This is a genomic window from Kineococcus deserti (assembly GCF_050871945.1).
In the GTDB taxonomy this organism is placed as follows: Bacteria; Actinomycetota; Actinomycetes; order Actinomycetales; family Kineococcaceae; genus Kineococcus.
Map to the genome: position 1 here is coordinate 126,400 of NZ_JBJLSI010000009.1, position 18,928 is coordinate 145,327.

Genomic DNA, 18,928 nt, shown 5'->3' on the forward strand with positions numbered 1-18,928 from the left:
GGAGAACCGTGACCACGTCCGAACAGGTCCTCGAGGCGGCGCGCGACGTCGCGAACCACCTCGCCCTCGACGCCCTCGAGCGCGACCGCGCGAACGCCGAGCCGTTCACCGAGGCCGAGCTGCTGCGCAAGGCGGGGCTGCCGAACGTCCTGCTGCCCACCGGGATCGGCGGTGGCGGCCTGCCGTGGTCGGTGGCGCTGGAGGTCGTGCGCGAGATCGCCCGCGCCGACGGCTCGATCGCCCAGCTCGTCGCCTACCACTACGTCAACGCGCACAACCTCGTGTGGGTGGCCGACGACGCGGGCCGGCAGCGCTGGGGGGTGCCGAGCGCGCAGCAGCAGTGGTTGTGGGGCGACTCGGTCAACCCGGTCGACCCCGACCTGCAGCTGGTGCGCGACGGGGACGGCTACCTGCTGCGCGGCACGAAGAACTTCTCCACCGGCGCCAGCGTCGGGGACGTCACCGTCGTCGGCGGGGTCACCGACGACGGGCAGGACCTGCTCGTCGTCGTCCCCCGCGAGACCGAGGGGTTCGTCAAGGGCGGCGACTGGGACAACCTGGGCCAGCGGCTGTCCGCCTCCGGCTCGGTGCGCTTCGACGACGTGCGGATCACCCCCGACGCCGTGCTCGGTTCGGCCTCGAAGAGCGGCGCGTTCGGCTCACTGGTCACCCCCGCGATCCAGGCCGCGTTCGGGCACTTCTACCTGGGCGTGACCCGCGGGGCGCTGGAGGCGGCCTCGGAGTACACCCGCACGACGTCGCGGCCGTGGCTGCTGTCGGACGTGAGCAGCGCCGTGGAGGACCCGTACGTGCTGGCCACCTACGGCCGGCTCGTCGCGCGCCTGCGGGCCGCGGAGGCGCTGGGCCGCAGCGTGGGTGAGTCGCTGTCGCAGGCGCACGAGCGCGGCGCGGACCTGACGTGGGCCGAGCGGGGTGAGGTGGCCGAGGAGATCGCGGCCCTCAAGGTGGTCTCCTCCGACCTGGCGGTCGAGGCGACCTCGGCGATCTACGAGGTGACCGGCGCCCGGGCGTCGGCGAACAAGTACGGCTTCGACCGGTTCTGGCGCAACGTGCGCACCCACACCCTGCACGACCCGGTGCAGTACAAGGCCCGCGAGGTGGGCAACCACTTCCTCACCGGCGCCCACCCGGACTTCACCCTCTACACCTGACGTGCCGGGTCGGTGCGCAGCGCTGGCCCGCTGGTGATCGAGCACGACCGTTCGGCGGTCAGGTGCAGTTCCGCGAGACGTGTCGTGCTCGATCACCAGCGGGTTCGCGCTAGCGCGCTCCCCGCGTGTGGCGGAGCAGCACCGCGCCGTGCGGGTCGAGCGACACGGGGATCGCGGTGCTGCCGGGGGCGACGCCGCGAGTGGTGTCCTCCTGCACCGTGACCGGGGCGGTCTTCACCGCGGTGCCCGTCCACAGCTCCTCGACCGTGCCCAGTTCGGCGGGCAGGTCGACGTTGCGGCTGTCGAGGACCACCTCGAGCGGTTCGTCGGCCAGGTTGAACGCCGCGACGTAGCCCTCACCGTCGGCACCCCGCGCGGTCCACAGCACGAGCGGTCCCTCGCGGAACACCTCGCGGTTGCCGGTGCTCTCGAGCACGGCGAGCACGTCGGCGTTGGTGAACAACGCGATCGTCGCCGGGTCCGAGCTCGGCAGGTCCCCACCGATCATCAGCGGCGAGCGGGCGACGACCCACAACGTCACGAGCGTGCGCCGTTCGGCCGGGGTGAGCCGGTCGTCGCGCGGTTCGCCCCGCTCGGCGCGGATCCCGACGCGTCCCAGCGGGAGCATGTCCCCGTCGGGCCAGCCGGCCGGGCCGGCGTGCGGGGCCCAGCGGGCGAACCGTGCGAAGTTCGCCTCGACGTCCTCCCACCGGTCCCACAGGTCGTCGCAGATCCGCCACATCGTCGCGTGCTCGCGCAGGTGCTCCAGCCGCGACAGCGACAGGTCCCGGCCGGGCGACAGGCTGAGGGCGATGTCGCGACCGGACCGTTCGATCGCCCGGGCGTACGCCTCGACGTCGGCGGCCTGGTAGGGCCAGAGCATGTCGTCGGCCTTGAGGAAGTCGACGCCCCACTGCGCGTACAGCTGCAGCGTGGAGTCGTAGTAGGCCTGGGCGCCCGGGCGGGAGTGGTCGAGCCCGAACATGTCGGGGTTCCACTCGCAGACGTTGTCGCGGTCGGCGACCTGCGAGGCCCGGGCGCTCGACCCCGCGACCGGGGCGTCGGCGTCCACGGCCAGCCGGGGGATCCCGCGCATGACGTGGATGCCGAACTTCAGTCCGAGCGCGTGCACCCGCTCGGCCAGCGGCCCGAAGCCCGCTCCCCCGGCCGCGCTCGGGAACCGGCCCGGGTCCGGCACCAGCCGGCCGAACTCGTCCAGGCACAGCGGGGCGCCGGCGTTGTAGCCGTGGGGCTTGGCCGTCGGATCGGACCAGTCGATGTCGACCACGACGGTGTCCCAGCCGTACGGCAGGAGGTGCTCGGCCATGAAGGCGGCGTTGTCGAGCACCTCCTGCTCGGTCACGGTGGTGCCGTAGCAGTCCCAGCTGTTCCAGCCCATGGGCGGACGGCTCATGCGCGCAGGTTCTCCGGCAGCCGCTCCGCGTGCGCGGCGAGCAGTTCGTCCGTCATGGCCCGGGCCTGCTCCAGGGTCAGCAGCGCCGCGGTCAGCGGGTCCACCGCCACGGCGTGGTGGACGTTCTCGCGGTTGCCCGTCAGGGCCGCCTGCACGGCGAGGGTCTGCACGTTGACGTTGGTGCGGTTCAGCGCGGCCAGCTGCAGGGGGAGCTCCCCAACGGCGGTGGGCTGCACGCCGTTCTCGTCGACGAGGCACGGCACCTCGACGCACGCGTCGGAGGGCAGGTTGGAGATGACGCCCACGTTCGGCACGTTGCCGTAGACGACGCTCGGGACGCCCGTGACGACGGAGTTCACGATCGACGCCCCGTACTCGACCGACGGCTTCAGCTCGGCCTTGAGCTTGTCCAGCTGGGCGTCGATGTCGCCCTGGTCGTCGTGGCCCACGCAGATCTCGTAGTAGTCCCAGCGCTCGGGGATGTACTGCCGGATCATCTCGGCGTTCTTGCGGAAGTACGGCAGGTACTCCGAGGCGTGGTGGCTGGACTCGGTCTCGAAGTAGCCGAACGCGTTCATGATGGTCGTGCGGACCTGCTCGTTGCCGCCCTCGTAGGTGCTGGCGGCCTGCGCGGCCTCGCTGTGGTCGCCGTCGTCGCCGAGCAGGTCGCCGGCCGCGCGGCCCACCTGGTGACGCTCGTTCATCACCTCGCGCAGCCGCGGGTAGAGGTCCTCGGTGCCGCGGCGGAACTTCAGGATCCACGCCTGGTGGTTGATGCCGGCCGAGAGGTAGTTGACCTCCTCGTAGGGCACGCCGAGGGTGCGGGCCAGCATGCGGGTGGTGCCCTGCACGCTGTGGCACAGGCCGACGGTCTTCAGGCCCTTGGCGTTGAGGAACGCCGTGGCCATGGCCATCGGGTTGGCGTAGTTGATGAACACCGCGTCCGGGCACACCTCCAGGGCGTCGGCCGCGATGGCCTCGTACGCCGGCACGGAGCGCAGGAAGCGGAACACCCCGCCGGGGCCGACGGTGTCGCCGACGGTCTGGTCGATGCCGTACTTGCGCGGGATGAGGACGTCGTCCTTGTAGGCCTCCACCCCGCCGACCTGGAAGGTGATGATGACGAAGTCGGCGCCGTCGAGCGCCGCGCGGCGGTCGGTCGTCTCGACGACCTCGGCGTCGAAGCCGTGGTGGGCGACGAGCTTGCGCGCCGCGTCGGCGACGGGCCCGAGCTTGTCGGGACGGATGTCCATGAGGCACAGCTGCGCGGACCGCAGGGCCGGGAAGCTGAGGATGTCGCCGATCAGGCGGAAGGGGAAGACGAAACCACCGGCGCCGATGATGGTGATCTTGGGGCTCTGCGTCATGGCTCGACCCTAGGCGCGCACCCCGCGCCGAGTCCTCCGGGGAACACCTGCGACCTTCCAGGATCCTCAGGTAACCTCGCAGTGTGGAAGTGGTCGAGCCAGCACTCTGGGTGCACCGTGGCGCGGTGCCGCCGATGCGCGAGTTCCACCGGCACGACGACCTGGAGATCAACGTAGCGGTGCGCGGCTCGCTGGACTACCTGCTCGGCGGCGAGCGCGTCAGCGTGCCACAGGGGCACACCGCGATGTTCTGGGCGGCCGCACCGCACCGGCTGATTCCCGCGGAATCACCGCAGGACAGCGACATCTGCTGGATCCACCTGCCCCTGGCGGCCGTGCTGCGCTGGTCGCTGCCCGAGGAGTTCTCGGCGACGGTGATGTCGCACGGGACGGTCGTCGTGCCGACGGAGGCCATCGGCCACCACGTCGAGGCGCAGTTCTCCACCTGGCAGCGCGACCTGGCCTCCGGGGCCCACACGGAGACCGTCCTGCTCGAGGCGAACGCGATGGTGCTGAGGATCCTGGCACACCAGGGCGCCTCCCCCGTCCCCCGGCCGCGGCCGGACCTGCGCCCCGTCGCGCAGATGGCGCGGTACACGGCCGAGAACTTCCGCAACGCCGTCTCGACCGCCGACATCGCCCGGGCCGCGAACCTGAACCCGAACTACGCGACCACGCTGTTCCGCCGGGCCACCGGCGTGACCCTGGGCGAGCAGCTGCTGCGGCACCGCATCGCCGAGGCGCAGCGGCTGCTGCTCACGACCTCGATGACGACGACGGCCGTCGCGCACGCCGCCGGCTTCGGGTCCGGGAGCAGCCTGTACGCCCACTTCGCGCGGGCCTGCGGCTGCTCCCCCGGCGCCTACCGCGCCACCCGCACCCTCGTCCCCTGACCGCCCGGGAACCGGCACGTCGCCCCCACGGGTCCGGTCACCGGACCCGTGGATGGAGCCGGCGCCCTGCGCCGGACGACGTGCCGGCCCGCCGGCTCACTCGTCGGGGTCGGTGAACAGGCTGTTCAAGCGGTCGTTCGCCGCGTTCAGCGAGTCCACGTCGGCGTTGAAGGCCATGACGTTGTCCATCGCCGAGCTCATGGTGCTCTGGATCTCCGCCGCCTGCAGGACGGCCGGGTAGGGGAAGGTCGTCCCCTGCTCGATCTGGTCGGTGAAGGCGCTGATGTCGAACCCGGTCTCGCCCAGCGAGGCCTTCGACGTCTCGACCGTGCTGGCGATGGCCGGCATGACGACCCCGGCCTCGGCGACCACGGACTGGCACTCCTCCGAGGCCAGGTACTGCACCCACTTCCACGCCGCCCCCTTGACCTGCGACGACGTGGAGATCGAGTCGGCCAGGGAGTTCTGCATCGCCGCGCGCTGCCCGGAGGGGCCGATCGGCGTGGGCGCCAGCTGGAGGTTGACCCCCTGCAGGGAGCCGTAGTTGGCGGTGTTCCAGGAGCCCTCGCTGACGATGGCGTACCGGCCGGCCTGCATCTGCTGGTCGGGCGAGCCGCCCTCGGTGAAGGCCAGCGGCGGCATGTACCCCTTGTCGATGAGCCCGCGCCACCACGAGTAGGTCTCCTGGAAGCGCGGGTCGTCGTAGTTGAACTTCGTGCCCCACGACTCCTTGTCCATGTACCACCAGCCGGTGGTCATGGCCAGGTAGCTCCACTCGACCTGACCGAACGGCGCCCCGGAGGAGCCCAGGCCGAGGCCGTAGGTCTTCACCTTGGTCTTGTCGAAGCCCGGTTCGTCGCCGCGGACACCGTTCTCGTCCACGGTGAGGTGGGCGATGACGTCCTCGTAGGTCCCCCCGTCCTGCGGGTTCCACGTGAGGTTCTTCATCTGCTCGGCGGTGATGCCCGCCTCGGTCGTCATGTCCTCGTTGTAGAACAGCCCGACGGTGTCGAAGTCCTTGGGCAGCCCGTACCGCTTGCCGTCCGGACCGATCCACAGCTCGGTCGTGCCCTCGACGTAGTCGTCCAGGTCGATGTCGGACGCCGCGAGCTGCTCGTCGATCGGCACGATGAGCCCTCGCTCGGCGAACTCGCCGTAGCGCTGGGTGTGGTCGGCGAAGACGTCGGGTGCGGAGTTGGCGACGAACCCGGTGAACAGCTTGTTCCAGTAGTCGTCCCACCCGAACTGCTCGATCTGGATCTCGATGTCCGGGTTCTGCGCCTGGAAGTCGATGGCGCACTGCTGGTAGGCCGGCAGCTGCGCCGACTCCCACAGCCAGTAGGTGACGGTGCCGGTGTCGCCGTCGGCGCCGGGGTCGACCCCGTAGCTGCCGCAGGCCGACAGCATGAGCGCGGCCCCGGCGGAGGCGACGGCGTTCCGGACCCTCTTCTTCGAGAACTTCACGGGATTCCTCACTTGATGCCGGAGAAGCCGATGGAGTTGACGACCTTGCGGCTGAAGATCGCGAACAGGATGATCACGGGCAGTGCCGCCATGAGCGTCGCCGCCATCAGGCCGGCCCAGTCGGGAGCGCCCTGCGGGGTCTGCGAGCGGAAGATGCCCAGGCCGACGGTCAGGACGCGGTGGTCGCGGTCGGAGGCGACCAGCAGCGGCCAGAAGTACTCACCCCAGGCCTGGATGTACTGCAGGATCGTCAGCGTCACGATCGGGCCGGAGGCCATCGGCAGGATGACCTTGAAGAACCGGCCGACCGCCGAGGCGCCGTCGAGCCGGGCGGCCTCCTCGACCTCGCGCGGGATCCCCAGGAAGAACTGCCGCAGGAAGAAGATGGCGAACGGCGTCATGAAGAAGAACGGCAGGATGATCGCGGTGTAGCTGTTCAGCAGCCCCAGGTCACGCATGAGCAGGAAGTTCGGCAGCTGGGTGAAGATCGGCGGGACCATGAGCGCGGTGAGGAAGAGGAAGAACACCGCGTTGCGGCCCGGCCACTTCAGCCGGGAGAACGCGTAGGCGGCCATCGCGCCGAAGAACACCTGGCCGGCCGTGATGAAGCAGGCCACGAGGACGGAGTTGAGCAGGTAGCGGCCGATGTTGACCGACGCCCCGGACCCGGCCTGGGCCTGCGCCTCGGCCGTGCTCGCCAGGCCCAGGACGCGCTCGAACGCACCCAGCGTGGGTTCCACGGGCAGCAGGTTGGACGGTTCGGTCGCCAGGAACGCGCCGTTGGAGAAGGCGGTCCGCAGCATCCAGTAGAACGGGAAGAGCGTGACGAGCATCATGACGCCGAGCGTCGTCCAGGCCAGGACGCGGCCGACGCCGGGCCGCCCGCGACGGGCGCCCCCGGTGGGTTTCGAGACCGCGACGGCCTCGTCGAACGTGGTAGCGGTGGTGGCCACGACGCCTCCTTGGGATCTCTGGTCGCTCAGGCGACGTCGGACTCGTCGGCGCGCATCAGCCGGAGCTGGACGAACGCGACGACGGCGAGGATGAGGAAGAGGACGACCGAGACCGCCGAGGCGTACCCGAACTGGTAGCGCTGGAAGGCCAGGTCGAAGATGTAGTACTGGATGACGCGGGAGGCGTCACCCGGACCACCGGCGGTCGTGACGGCGACGGTGTCGAAGGCCTGGAACGAGCCGATCACGGTGATGACCAGCACCAGCGCCAGGATCGGCCGCAGCAGCGGCAGGGTGATGCGCCAGAACATCTTCCACTCCGAGGCACCGTCCACCCGGCCGGCCTCGTAGACGTCGCCGGGGATCATCAGCATGCCCGCGAACAGCAGCAGCGCCGTGTAGCCCAGGTGCCGCCAGGTGTTGATGAACGCGATGGTCGGGATGGCCCAGTTCTGGTCACCGAAGAACGGGATCGCGTCGAGCCCGACCCAGCCGAGGATCTCGTTGGTGATGCCGATCTGCGCGTCGAGCATCCAGTAGAAGACCAGGGCCACGACGACGTTCGAGATCAGGTACGGCAGCACGATGATGCTGCGGACCAGGATCGAGCGGGTCAGCCGGTGCAGCAGGACCGCCAGCAGCAGCGCCAGCACCGTCTGGGTGCCGATGTTGATGACGACGTACTGCACGGTCACCTTCATCGCGTTCCAGAAGGTGGCGTCGGACAGCAGGGCCGTGTAGTTCGCCAGGCCGACGAACTCGGGCCGGTTGAACACGTCGTACTCGGTGAAGCTGAAGTAGATCCCACGCAGGGTGGGCCAGAAGTAGAAGACGACGAACCCCAGCAGTGCCGGGGCGATGAACGCCAGTGCCGTCAGCCGTTCGCGGGTGCTGCCGTTGACGTCGGGGCGCAGGTCCTGCCCCGACACCGAGACCCCCCGCGCGCGAGCGGCTCTGCTCGTGATGGCCATACCGGTGAGACCTTCCGTCCGCTGGTCAGTCCTGCCCGGCGTGCGCCGGGCCGGTGGAACGTGTCGAGAGTGTTGCCGTGGTGCGCAGCAGGAGCAGTTGCTCGGGCTGCAGGGCGGGGGCGGTGATCCCGACGGTGGCCAGGACCCGGCCGGTGGCCCGGACCGGGGCGACCGTCCAGGGGACCGGGTCCCCGGCCCGCAGGCGCGGGGTGTCCCCCGGCGCCTGGACGCGCAGTTCGTACTCGACGTCGGGCAGCAGCCCCGGGATGCGCAGCCGGCCGGGGATCGACAGGTCCGGCGTGGTGAGCTGGACGACGGCGAACAACCCGTCGCTGCCGTCGGCCGCCACGACACCGTGCAGCGCCAGGGAGTCGTCGGCGACGTCCGCGCGCACGACCCGGCCGGTGTGCAGCAGCGGGCGGACCTCCTTGTACAGGGCCACCCACGCCGCCAGCTCGGTCCGTTCCGCGGGGTCGAGGCGCGTGATGTCGGTCTCGATGCCGAAGGAGGCGAACAGTGCCGTGCCCGCCCGGAACGACAGGTCGGTGGCCCGGTGGGTGGTGTGCGAGGGCGAGGCCCCCACGTGCGAGCCGACGAGCTCGGGCGTGACGACCTGGGTGGTCCAGCGCTGGATCTGCTGGCGTTCCAGCGGGTCGATGCAGTCGCTGCCCCACACCCGGTCGGTGTGCTCGAGGATCTCCAGGTCGACGCGCAGGCCGCCGGAGGAGCACGACTCGATCTCGACGCCCGGGTGCGCCGCGCGCAGTTCGTCCAGCAGGCGGTACACGGCCAGGGTCTGGGCGTGCACGCCGGGGGCGTGCCCGGCGCCGGAGCCCGCCTCGAGCAGGTCCCGGTTGTGGTCCCACTTCAGGTAGGAGATGTCGTTCTCGCTCAGCAGCGCGTCGAGGCGGCCCAGGAGGTGGGCGTAGGCGTCGGGGTTGCCGAGGTCGAGGACCTGCTGCTGCCGCGAGACCAGCGGCAGCCGGTCCGCGGACGGGCGCAGGATCCACTCCGGGTGCGCCCGGGCCAGGTCGGAGTCGGGGTTGACCATCTCCGGTTCGACCCACAGGCCGAACTCCAGGCCGAGTCCGGTGACGACGTCGATGAGCGGCTTCAGGCCCTGCGGCCAGACGTCCTCGTCGACGTACCAGTCCCCCAGGCCCGCGGAGTCGTCGCGGCGGTGCCGGAACCACCCGTCGTCCAGGACGTAGCGCTCGGCGCCGACCTCCGCTGCGGCCCGGGCCAGTTCGCTGAGCCGGTCGAGGTCGTGGTCGAAGTACACGGCCTCCCAAGTGTTGACGATGACCGGCCGCGGGGTCCTGGGGTGGTGCGGGCGGGCGCGCAGGTGGTCGTGGAACCGGGCCGCGACGCCGTCCAGGCCCTGTGCCGAGTGCGCGGCGTAGACCCAGGGCGTCGTGTACGACTGGCCGGGCGCGAGCCGCACCTCACCGGGCAGCAGCAGCTCACCACCGGTCAGGACGGTGGCGCCGGTGTACTGGCGGTCCACGACGGCGCGGTGGTTGCCGCTGAAGGCGACGTGCTGCGCCCACACCTCACCGGTCCGGAAGGAGAAGCCCGGGGTGCCGACCGCCAGGACGAGCGGGGCGTCCGGGCCGGTGCGGCCGCGGCGGTTCTCCCGCACGTGCGCGCCCACCACGACGGGGCGACGCTGCGGGATGCGCTCCTTGGCCCAGCGGCCGGCCAGGTCGAGGATCTCGCCGGCCACCGGGGGCAGCGGCAGGGCCGGGGCGAGCTGCCCGACCTCGTAGGCCGGGCCGTCGGTCGCGGTGTTCGTCAGTTCCGCGCGGTGCCGCAGCAGGCCGCTGGGCAGGAGCTCCAGGACGATCCGCAGGCCGAGCCGGGCGTCGGGGTCGTCGGCGAGGACCTCCAGCAGGCCACCGTCGGCGCGCTCGTCGAGGGTCACGGCCGTCGGGACGAACCGGGTGGTCCAGTCGGCGCCGGCGCGCGATCCGCTGACCGCGGGGGTGCCGCTCCAGCCCCGCGACTGCTCGGGCAGCAGGCTCAGCGGCTGTGGGACGTCGACGTCGTTGTTGGCGCGGGCGGTCTCACCCGTGCGCACGAGGTCGTCGAGCACGGCCGGGTCGACGGCGCCCAGGTCGGCGCCCCAGTGCAGGACGCTGGGCAGCCGGTCGGCCCCGAGGTGCAGGACGAGACTGACGCCCGCGGCGCGCAGGTGGACGACGCGGGGTTCCGGCCGGAGGTCGGCGGGCTGGGCGTCGGTGTGCAGCAAGGTCACGTGTGCTCCGTGATCACGTCGTCGTGGCGAAGGTCGTGCGGTGGGTGAGTTCTACGGCAAAACTCACACGGGCGTCAACAGTCCCTCAGAGCCCGGTCGGGACCGTGACCGCGCCGTGACGAGCCCGGGAGTGACTTCCGTCGCGCAAGTCCTCTACAGTCACGCCACGCGACCTGCTGCGATCACCGACGATGAGGGGGTGCGTGTGAGCCTGGACCAGAGCGTCAGCCCCGCGGCACACCCGCAGGTGGTGTGGACCCCGCTGACCGGCACCGCGCACAGCATCGCGCTCGAGGTGCTCCTCGACGGGCCGCTGCCGCGCAGCGAGCTCGCCCGCCGGCTCGACCTGTCCGCCGGCAGCCTGACCCGGCTGTCCAAGCCGCTGCTGGACTCCGGCCTGCTCGTGGAGACGACCGGCGTCTACGACCCCACGTCGGGGCGGCCCACCCGGCCGCTGGACGTCGACGACTCCACCCACCACTTCGTCGGGGTCAAGCTCACCGCGGACACCGCCTACGCCGTCCTCACCACGTTGCGGGCCACGGTGGTGGCCGTCCGGGAGGCTCCGCTGACCGACCGCGACCCGGACACCGTCGCCACCGTCGTGGGGGGCCTGGTCCGGACGCTGGCCGCGGGTGAACCCCGCGGCGTCCGCGCCGTCGGCGTGAGCCTGGGCGGCAAGGTGGGGCCGGAGGGGTCCGTCGACAGCGCCCGCTACCTCGGCTGGGAGGACGTGCCGTTCGGCCCGGTGCTCGAACGCGAGCTCGGGCTGCCGGTCGTCGTCGACAACGACGTCCTCTCGCTGACCCGGGCCGAGCAGTGGTTCGGCACCGCGAGCCGCTGCAGCCACTTCGCCCTCGTCGTCATCGGGGTCGGCATCGGGTACGGCCTCGTGGTGCACGACGAGGTGCTGGACCGGCCCGACGCCGGGGTCGGGCTGCTGGGCCACTTCCCGCTCGATCCCCACGGACCGATGTGCCCCGACGGGCACGTCGGGTGCGCCGAGGCCGTCCTGACCACCGCCGCGCTGGAGTTCCGCGCGTCGATGGCGCTGCGGCGTCAGGTGTCCGTCGAGGAACTGCTCGACCTCGCCGCCGCGCAGGACCCGGCCGCCCGGCGCGTCGTCGACGAGGCCGCCCGCAACCTGGGGACCCTGCTGGCCGCCGTCGGGAACTTCGTCATGCCGGAGAAGATCGTGCTGTCCGGCGAGAACGCCCGGCTGGCCGACGTGGGCCGCGAGGCGCTCACCGCCGGGATCCGCGCCGGCCGCAACCCGCACGCCTCCGAACTCGACGTCGACGTCCAGCACACCGGTTTCACCGAGTGGGCCCGCGGCGCCGCCGTGACCGCGATCCGCACCTTCGTGCTCGGCCACCGCCGCTGACCCCGCCCCGTGATCAAGGATTCGACTCCCGCGATCAAGGATTCGACGGGTGGCAGGGGCGGTCGAGTCCTCGATCGCCGGAGTCGAGGCCTCGACCGGCGGGTGGCGCGGAGCGGGTCGTGGCCGGCGGGGTGAGCGCCTAAGCTGACCCGGTGCGGATCCCCGGGGCGACGAACGGACGACTGGTGCGTCGCCGTCACGTCGACCTGTGCCGGACGCACGCCGCCACCTGTCGCTGAGGAGTCCCCCACCGGAACTCTCCTCAGGAGCCCTCGTGAGCCCGTCCCTGCTCTTCGTCGGCGCCGGTCCGCGCACCCTCGGTGTCCTGGACCGGTTGTCGGCGCACGCCTCCACGTCCGACCGGCAGGTCGACGTGCACGTCGTCGATCCCTTCCCACCCGGGGCGGGACGGATCTGGCGCGCCGACCAGCACCCGCTGCTGTGGATGAACTCCCGCGCGGCCGACGTCACGGTGCTGCCGGACGAGACCTCGAGCCTGGCCGGGCCCCTGCGCCCCGGCCCCACGCTGTACGCCTGGCTCGCCGAGCACCGGCACGCGCTGGCCGCGGAGTTCGCCGCGACGGGTCAGCAGGCGCTGCACGAGGAGGTGCTCGGAGTGCACGAGGGCACGTTCGTCTCCCGCGCCCTGGGCAGCCGGTACCTGAGCTGGGCCTGGCAGCACGTGCTCGAGGAACTGCCGCCGACGGTGCGGGTGCACACCCACGCCACCCGGGTCGTCGACCTGGACGGAACCGGCCGGCAGCGGGTCGTGCTGGAGGACGGGACCGAACTGGCCGTCGACGCCGTCGTCCTGGCCCAGGGCCACCCCGACGTCGTACCGGGACCGCGGGAGGTGGCCGCCCGCGAGTTCGCCGACCGGCACGGGCTGCGGTACGTCGATCCCGGGTACACCAGCGACCTCGGCCTGACCGAGGACGAGCGGACGCTGCCACCGGGGGCGGACGTGCTCGTGGCCGGGATGGGGCTGGCGTTCGTCGACCTCGTGGTGCTCACCGGTCAGGGTCGCGGTGGGCGTTTCAGCGAAGGGCCCGAGGGCCTCGTCTACCACCGCAGCGGCCGCGAACCCGTGCTGCACGTGGGCAGCCGGCGTGGAGTTCCGTACCGGTCGAAGATCACCTACGGGCTCGACCAGCGCCCCACCCTGCCGCGGTTCTTCACCGCCGCGCTGCTGCCCGACACCGGCCGCCCGCTGAACCTGCGCGCCGACCTGTGGCCGCTGGTGGCCAAGGAACTGGCCGGCGCGCACTACGCCGAACTGTTCCGCGCGCACGCCGGGCGGACGGCGTTGCCGGCCGAGGAGTTCGACCGCCGGTTCGCCGACGCGGCCTGGGGCAGCGCCGAGCTCGACGACCTCGTGGCCGCCGCGGTCCCCGACCCGGCCGACCGGCTCGACCTGCACCGCCTGGACCGCCCGCTCGACGGGTGCTGGGCGGCGTCCGGGCAGGAGGTGCACGAGAAGGTCCACCGGCACGTCGCGGCCGACGTCGCCCGGCGCGCCGACCCCGCGTACAGCATGGACGCGGCGGTGTTCCACGCCCTGCTGTCCTGCTACGTCACGGTGGCCGGGCTGGCGCACGCGGGACGGCTCGACGAGCAGTCCGTCGTCGAGGTCGACGGCTGGTGGCACGGGTTCTTCAGCTACGTCGCCTCCGGGCCCCCGCCGCGGCGGCTGCGCGAGCTGCTCGCGCTGGCCGACGCCGGGGTCGTCCGGTTCCTCGGCGGCGACGTGCACTTCGCCCCCGACGAGGTCGGGCAGTGCTGGACCGCGCGCTCGGCGAACTCCCCCGACGTCGTCAGCGCCGCGGTGCTCGTCGACGCGCGGCTGCCCGAGGCGCGGATCACCGCGAGCGCGGATCCGTTGCTGCACCGGCTCACCGACCGCGGCGAGGTGAGCGAACTCGGGAACGGCCGGCTCGTCGTCGACGCCGGGCAGCGGCTCGTGCACGCCGACGGGACGGTGCACGAGCGCCGGTTCGCGCTCGGTCCCTGGGTCGCCGGCGGTGGCTGGGCGGCCGCGTTCGCCCGGCCGGGTCTGGACGCGGGGTTCTTCCGGCTGAACGACCGGGTGGCGCAGGCGTTGCTGAGGGTGCCCGGTGAGGCCGTCAGCGTCGTCGGCCCGCGAGCAGCCAGTACCGCGCCGTCCCGGCGAACGGAACCCGCCCGCTGAGTTCGACCTCGAGTTCCTCCAGGTCCGCCGCGACCCGGTCGTCGACGCGTTCGGCCTCCTCCAGCAGCGTCGTGACGGCCAGCACCCCGGCCCGGTCGCCGACCTCGCACCCGGCCTCGGTCAGGGCGTCCTCGACGAACTCGGGAGCCAGTCGCAACGCCGTGTGCCCCGTTCCGGGATCGGTGGCGCGTTCGGCGTCCACCGCGACCCAGCCGGCCGCCGGCCCGTCCCGCAGCACGGCTGCGACCACGTCGGCGGGCGGGTTGGGCGCCAGCAACGACACGAGCCCGCCGGGCCGCGCCGAGGACACCAGCGCGGCCACGTCCGCCCGCACCTGCTGGTGGGAACTGCGGTGCTGCAGCACGTCGTGGCACAGCACGACGTCGAACGATCCCGACCCGCCCTCGCGGTGCCGGGTCAGCGCCGCCAGTGCGGCCAGGTCCTCCAGGTCGGCGTTCACGGTGTGCACCCGATCGACCACCCCGGCGGCCGTGGCCGCGGCGCGGGCCAGGGCGAGCATCTCCGGGGAACGGTCCAGGACCGTCACGTCGTGGCCGGCCAGGGCGAACGGCAGCGCGTCCCGCCCGTCACCGCCGCCGGCGTCCAGGACCCGCAACCCCGCGCCCAGTTCCGCCGTCCAGGACGCCAGGACCCGGGCGACGACGTGGTACCGCAGGCGGCCCCACGGGGAGTCCTGCCACAGCGCCCACGCCCTGTCCTCCGGGGAGGGCCCTGCCGGGGAGTTCTCCGTGGGTTCCACCGCGTCAGCCGAACAGGCGGGCGCCGGCCAGCCGGGCACCCTCGCCGAGGGTGGCGAGCTTGGCGACGGCGATCTGCGGGTGGATGCGGCCACCGAGTCCGCAGTCGGTGGAGGCGACGACGTTCTCGGCGCCGACGACGGAGGCGAACCGCTCGATGCGGTCGGCGACGAGTTCGGGGTGCTCGACGACGTTGGTGGCGTGGCTGACGATGCCCGGCACGATCTTCTTGCCCTCGGGCAGCTCCACCTCCTGCCAGACCTTCCACTCGTGCTCGTGACGCACGTTGGCCGCCTCGAACGAGTACGACCCGGCGTTGATCTCGAGCATGAGGTCGACGATGTGCTTGAACTCGATGTCCGTGGTGTGCGGGCCGTGCCAGCTGCCCCAGCACAGGTGGAACCGGATCTGCTCGGTGGGCAGGTCGCGGATCGCGTGGTTCAGCGCCTCGATGCGGATGCGGGTGAACGCGCGGTAGTCCTCCACGGAGGGTTCGGGGTTGATCTGGTCCCAGTTCTCCGCGATGGACGGGTCGTCGATCTGCACGGTGAGCCCGGCCTCGACGACGGCCTTGTACTCCTCGCGCATGACGTCGGCCCACGCCCAGATGTGCTCCTCCTCGGTGGCGTAGTGCCGGTTGGAGATGCGCGCGCCGCTGCCCGGGGACAGCGAGGTGATGAACCCCTCCTCCAGGCCCGCCGCGGCCAGGCCGGCCTTGAGGTTGGCGATGTCGGAGGCGATGGCCTCCTGGCCGACGTAGGACAGCGGACCGGTCGTCGCCGGGAACGCCGTGGCGTTCTTGCCCGTGGAGATGCCCGACGTCGGGTCCTGGTAGGCGTCCTTGAAGATCGTCCAGTCCCGGCGGTCGGGGAAACTGGTCAAGGCGACCTTGCCGGGTTCGGAGCGCACGACCGGCTGGGTGAACAGGTCCTCGCCCGTCACCTCGAGCCCCGCGACGCGCTGGAAGGAGTAGGACCACCAGGCGCCGTAGTCGACCGCGCTGGACATGGCCTTGCCGTACTCGCCGTCACCGACGATCGTCACGCCGAGCGCCTGCTGGCGTTGCACGAGGTCGACGACCGCGTCGGTGAGCAGCGCGTCGAACTCCGGCGTGCGCTCGAGGGTGAAACCGTCCTCGGCGATCCGGCGGGTCTCGTTGGCGGCGATGAGTTCGGGCGTGCGCGGCAGGCTGCCGGCGTGGGAGACGGGGATCTGCTTGGTCACGGGTGGTGCTCCGTTCAGGGGTTCGGTCGTCGGGTCAGCGCAGCGCGCGGGTGAGGTCGTCGAGCAGGTCGTCGGGATCCTCCAGCCCCACCGACAGGCGCAGCACCCCGTCGGTCAGGCCGATGGCGGCCCGGCCCTGCTCGCCGAGGCGGCGGTGCGTGGTGGTGGCGGGGTGGGTGGCCAGCGACTTGGCGTCGCCGAGGTTGTTGGAGATGTCGACGATCGTCAGGGCGTCGAGGACCTCGAAGGCCCGTTCCCTGCCGCGGCCGGCCGGGGCGTCGAGTTCGAAGGTGACGATCGTGCCGCCCAGTTCCATCTGCCGCTCGGCCAGGTCGAACTGCGGGTGGCTGGCCAGCAGCGGGTAGCGCACCCAGCGGATGCCCGCCTGCTGTTCGAGGTGCTCGGCGATGCGCAGAGCCGAGGCGGCCGAGTGCCGCACCCGCAGGCTGAGGGTTTCCAGCCCCTTGGCCAGCGTCCAGGCGTTGAACGGGCTGAGCGTCGGGCCGGTGTGCCGGGTGAGTTCGCGGAACCGGCCGTCGACGAACTCCTTCGTGCCCAGCACCGCCCCACCCATGACGCGGCCCTGGCCGTCGATGTGCTTGGTCGCCGAGTAGACGACGACGTCCGCGCCGAACGCCAGCGGCCGCTGGCCGACGGGTGAGGTGAAGGCGTTGTCCACCACGACGATCGCCCCCGCGGCGTGCGCGAGTTCGCTGACGGCGGCGATGTCCACGAGTGTCTGCATCGGGTTGGCCGGCGTCTCGAAGAACACCGCCTGCGCCGGCGTCGACAACGCCCGTTCCCACTGCGCGAGGTCCTCACCGTCGACGAACTCGGTGACGACCCCCCAACGCGGCAGGATCTCGTCGAGGACGGCGAAGCAGGACCCGAACAGGCTGCGGGCGGCGACGACCCGGTCCCCCGCGCCGAGCAGCGCGGCGAGGGCGTAGAACACCGCCGACATCCCGCTGGCCAGGCCGTAGCACGCTTCGGCGCCCTCGAGCCGGCGCAGCCGCTCGGTGAACACCGACACCGTCGGGTTGCCGTAGCGGGAGTAGACGTACCGGTCGACGTCACCGGCGAAGGCGGCCTCGGCGTCGGCCGCGGTCTCGTAGACGTAGCCGGAGGTGAGGTACAGCGCCTCGGCGGTCTCCTCGAACGGTGACCGGGTCAGGCCGGCGCGCACGGCCGTGGTGTCCGGCCGCCACCCCCGGTCCGTCACGGTGCTGGATCCGTCCGCTCCGTCGCGACGCGGAGGACGCCGCTCGTCGCTCACGACTGCCGCCAGGGCAGACCGGCCGCGCGCCAGCCGGACCCACCGCGGTGGCCGTCGGCGTCCAGCGGCCCCTCGAAACCCTCCAGGACGTTGTAGCTGGGCGTGATCCCGGCCGTCGTCGCCGCCTCGGCCGCCGCCACCGAGCGCTGCCCGGAGCGGCACAGGAAGACGACCTTGCGGTCGCTGCCCGGGGTGATCCCGGCGGTCGCCAGCTCGCCGAGGAAGCGCTCGGGGTCGACCGGCAGCCAGCTCACGAGGACGGGATCGGTCCCCAGCGCCGTCGGCGTCCCGACGAAGCGCCACTCGGCCTCCGTGCGGACGTCCACGAGGACCGCGTCGGGGTCCTCACGGACGAGGTCGAAGGCCTCACGCGGGGTGAGGTCGCCGGCGTAACCCACTGTTCCTCCCATCGGTCCTGGCATGAGCACCCTCCCGAGGGGGGTTGCTGCGGCGTCGACGAGCCAGGTCTCTCGGCCGCTCTGGATGGTCCGGTCAGCGTAGGGCATGGGCGCCCGCACCGGGTCCAGGACGGTGCGACGCGTCGCGGCTGCGGGGCCGCACCCACCGCGGTGCCGGGCGCGAGGACGCCGAGGACGCCGGGCTCCGTGCGCGGGGCCGTCGGCGCCGGGGTGGATCGGTCAGAGGAGGCGGTGCATGACGTGCAGTCCCACGTAGCCGTGCTCGGGGTGGTCGAAGGCCTGCGGAACGGTGCCGACGATGGCGAACCCGAGACCCTGCCACAGCGCCACGGCCGCGGTGTTCGTCTCGACGACGGCGTTGAACTGCATCGCCAGGAAACCCTCCTCGCGCGCCCAGGCCAGGACGTGCTCGGCCAGGGCCCGGCCCACGCCGCGACCCCGGGCGGCGGGCGAGACCATGAAACTGGCCGTCGCGACGTGCGATCCGGCGCCGGGGCGGTTCGGTCCGGACTTCGCGGTGCCCAGCACCACCCCGTCCTCCACCGCCACGAAGGTCCCCCACGGCGGGGCGTCCACCCACAACTGCCGCGCCCGTTCCGAGGTCAGTCCCTGCGGCAGCGCGTACGTCTCGCCGTCGGCGACGATCTCGTCGAAGAACGGCCAGACCTGCACCCAGTCGGCGTCGGTGAACTCGCGGATCTCCACGCCACGCACGCTACCCGGGCCGGCGTTCCGGTCACGGTGCCGGACGTCCCGGTCCGGCTCAGGCGCGCAGCAGGGCGTCGGTCAGCGCCGACCAGCTGAGCAGCGCGCACTTCACCCGCGCCGGGTACCTGGCCACCCCGGCGAAGGCGACGGCGTCGCCGAGGACCTCCTCGTCCCCGGGGTCCTCGCCGCGGCTGGTGAGCATGTGCTGCACCGCTTCGCGCAGCGGTGCGACCTGCTCGACGGACAGGCCGACGACGAGGTCGTGCAGCACCGAGGCCGAGGCCCGGCTGATGGAACACCCGACCGCGTCGTACGACACGTCACCCAGGACGTCCCCGTCGAGACGCACGCGCAGCGTGATCTCGTCGCCGCAGGTGGGGTTGACGTGGTGGGCCTCGGAGCCGAACGGTGCCCGCAGCCCTTCGCCGTGCGGGCGTTTGGAGTGCTCGATGATCAGCTGCTGGTACAGGTCCACGCCGC

General features: G+C 72.2%; 16 protein-coding genes and 1 riboswitch. Of the genes, 4 read left to right on the plus strand and 12 right to left on the minus strand.

What is annotated here, in order from left to right; all coding sequences use genetic code 11:
• Positions 1-8 precede the first annotated feature (8 nt).
• Positions 9-1,172: an acyl-CoA dehydrogenase family protein gene (locus ACRYR2_RS09950; RefSeq protein ID WP_432562697.1), complete on the plus strand. Its 1,164-nt coding sequence runs from the start codon at positions 9-11 to the stop codon at positions 1,170-1,172.
• Between the two features lie 109 nt (positions 1,173-1,281).
• On the opposite strand, the gene ACRYR2_RS09955 is transcribed toward ACRYR2_RS09950, so the two are convergent.
• Both ACRYR2_RS09955 and melA read right to left on the minus strand, forming a co-directional pair.
• Complete coding sequence (locus tag ACRYR2_RS09955) at positions 1,282-2,586, minus strand: glycoside hydrolase family 27 protein (protein ID WP_432562698.1); 1,305 nt, start codon at positions 2,584-2,586, stop codon at positions 1,282-1,284.
• Positions 2,583-3,953 (minus strand): alpha-glucosidase/alpha-galactosidase, encoded by a 1,371-nt coding sequence (gene melA, locus ACRYR2_RS09960; protein ID WP_432562699.1) that lies wholly within the window; start codon positions 3,951-3,953, stop codon positions 2,583-2,585. Before melA ends, ACRYR2_RS09955 begins: the two co-directional genes overlap by 4 nt.
• A gap of 134 nt (positions 3,954-4,087) precedes the next feature.
• Between melA and ACRYR2_RS09965 the strand changes: the two genes are divergently transcribed.
• Positions 4,088-4,846 (plus strand): helix-turn-helix domain-containing protein, encoded by a 759-nt coding sequence (locus ACRYR2_RS09965; RefSeq protein ID WP_432562739.1) that lies wholly within the window; start codon positions 4,088-4,090, stop codon positions 4,844-4,846.
• Positions 4,847-4,942: 96 nt separating this feature from the next.
• Here ACRYR2_RS09965 and ACRYR2_RS09970 read toward each other — a convergent pair whose 3' ends face one another.
• Genes ACRYR2_RS09970 through ACRYR2_RS09985 form a run of 4 tightly spaced genes read right to left on the minus strand, consistent with a single transcriptional unit; the run spans position 4,943 to position 10,491 of the window.
• Entirely contained in the window at positions 4,943-6,310 is a 1,368-nt protein-coding gene (locus ACRYR2_RS09970) for an ABC transporter substrate-binding protein (RefSeq protein WP_432562700.1), read from the minus strand.
• Positions 6,311-6,318: 8 nt separating this feature from the next.
• On the minus strand, positions 6,319-7,263 hold the full coding sequence (locus tag ACRYR2_RS09975) for a carbohydrate ABC transporter permease (protein ID WP_432562701.1): 945 nt from the start codon (positions 7,261-7,263) through the stop codon (positions 6,319-6,321).
• 26 nt (positions 7,264-7,289) lie between these two features.
• On the minus strand, positions 7,290-8,234 hold the full coding sequence (locus ACRYR2_RS09980; RefSeq protein ID WP_432562702.1) for a carbohydrate ABC transporter permease: 945 nt from the start codon (positions 8,232-8,234) through the stop codon (positions 7,290-7,292).
• A 25-nt stretch (positions 8,235-8,259) separates the two neighbouring features.
• Positions 8,260-10,491 (minus strand): alpha-galactosidase, encoded by a 2,232-nt coding sequence (locus ACRYR2_RS09985; protein WP_432562703.1) that lies wholly within the window; start codon positions 10,489-10,491, stop codon positions 8,260-8,262.
• A 205-nt stretch (positions 10,492-10,696) separates the two neighbouring features.
• Between ACRYR2_RS09985 and ACRYR2_RS09990 the strand changes: the two genes are divergently transcribed.
• Entirely contained in the window at positions 10,697-11,875 is a 1,179-nt protein-coding gene (locus ACRYR2_RS09990) for an ROK family protein (RefSeq protein WP_432562704.1), read from the plus strand.
• Between the two features lie 274 nt (positions 11,876-12,149).
• Positions 12,150-14,063 (plus strand): FAD/NAD(P)-binding protein, encoded by a 1,914-nt coding sequence (locus ACRYR2_RS09995; protein WP_432562705.1) that lies wholly within the window; start codon positions 12,150-12,152, stop codon positions 14,061-14,063.
• On the opposite strand, the gene ACRYR2_RS10000 is transcribed toward ACRYR2_RS09995, so the two are convergent.
• The 6 genes from ACRYR2_RS10000 to sufU form a co-directional block, all read right to left on the minus strand.
• Positions 13,999-14,823 (minus strand): class I SAM-dependent methyltransferase, encoded by an 825-nt coding sequence (locus tag ACRYR2_RS10000; protein WP_432562706.1) that lies wholly within the window; start codon positions 14,821-14,823, stop codon positions 13,999-14,001. The genes ACRYR2_RS09995 and ACRYR2_RS10000 overlap by 65 nt on opposite strands.
• A gap of 4 nt (positions 14,824-14,827) precedes the next feature.
• Positions 14,828-16,045 (minus strand): cobalamin-independent methionine synthase II family protein, encoded by a 1,218-nt coding sequence (locus tag ACRYR2_RS10005; protein WP_432562707.1) that lies wholly within the window; start codon positions 16,043-16,045, stop codon positions 14,828-14,830.
• Positions 16,046-16,079: 34 nt separating this feature from the next.
• Positions 16,080-17,267, minus strand: coding sequence for an O-succinylhomoserine sulfhydrylase (locus ACRYR2_RS10010; protein ID WP_432562708.1), 1,188 nt, complete (start codon positions 17,265-17,267; stop codon positions 16,080-16,082).
• A 50-nt stretch (positions 17,268-17,317) separates the two neighbouring features.
• Positions 17,318-17,719, minus strand: a complete 402-nt coding sequence (locus ACRYR2_RS10015) for a rhodanese-like domain-containing protein (protein ID WP_432562740.1) — start codon at positions 17,717-17,719, stop codon at positions 17,318-17,320.
• Positions 17,720-17,724: 5 nt separating this feature from the next.
• Positions 17,725-17,811, minus strand: a riboswitch (SAM riboswitch).
• A gap of 148 nt (positions 17,812-17,959) precedes the next feature.
• Entirely contained in the window at positions 17,960-18,445 is a 486-nt protein-coding gene (locus ACRYR2_RS10020) for a GNAT family N-acetyltransferase (protein ID WP_432562709.1), read from the minus strand.
• A gap of 58 nt (positions 18,446-18,503) precedes the next feature.
• Positions 18,504-18,923, minus strand: coding sequence for a Fe-S cluster assembly sulfur transfer protein SufU (gene sufU, locus ACRYR2_RS10025; protein WP_432562710.1), 420 nt, complete (start codon positions 18,921-18,923; stop codon positions 18,504-18,506).
• Positions 18,924-18,928 lie beyond the last annotated feature (5 nt).

Excerpts from the sequence above, each read along its gene's own strand:
- ACRYR2_RS09955 (WP_432562698.1), bottom strand. The coding sequence starts at position 2,586 with ATGAGCCGTCCGCCCATGGGCTGGAACAGCTGGGACTGCTACGGCACC.
- ACRYR2_RS09965 (WP_432562739.1), top strand. The coding sequence starts at position 4,088 with ATGCGCGAGTTCCACCGGCACGACGACCTGGAGATCAACGTAGCGGTG.
- melA (WP_432562699.1), bottom strand. The coding sequence starts at position 3,953 with ATGACGCAGAGCCCCAAGATCACCATCATCGGCGCCGGTGGTTTCGTC.
- ACRYR2_RS09980 (WP_432562702.1), bottom strand. The coding sequence starts at position 8,234 with ATGGCCATCACGAGCAGAGCCGCTCGCGCGCGGGGGGTCTCGGTGTCG.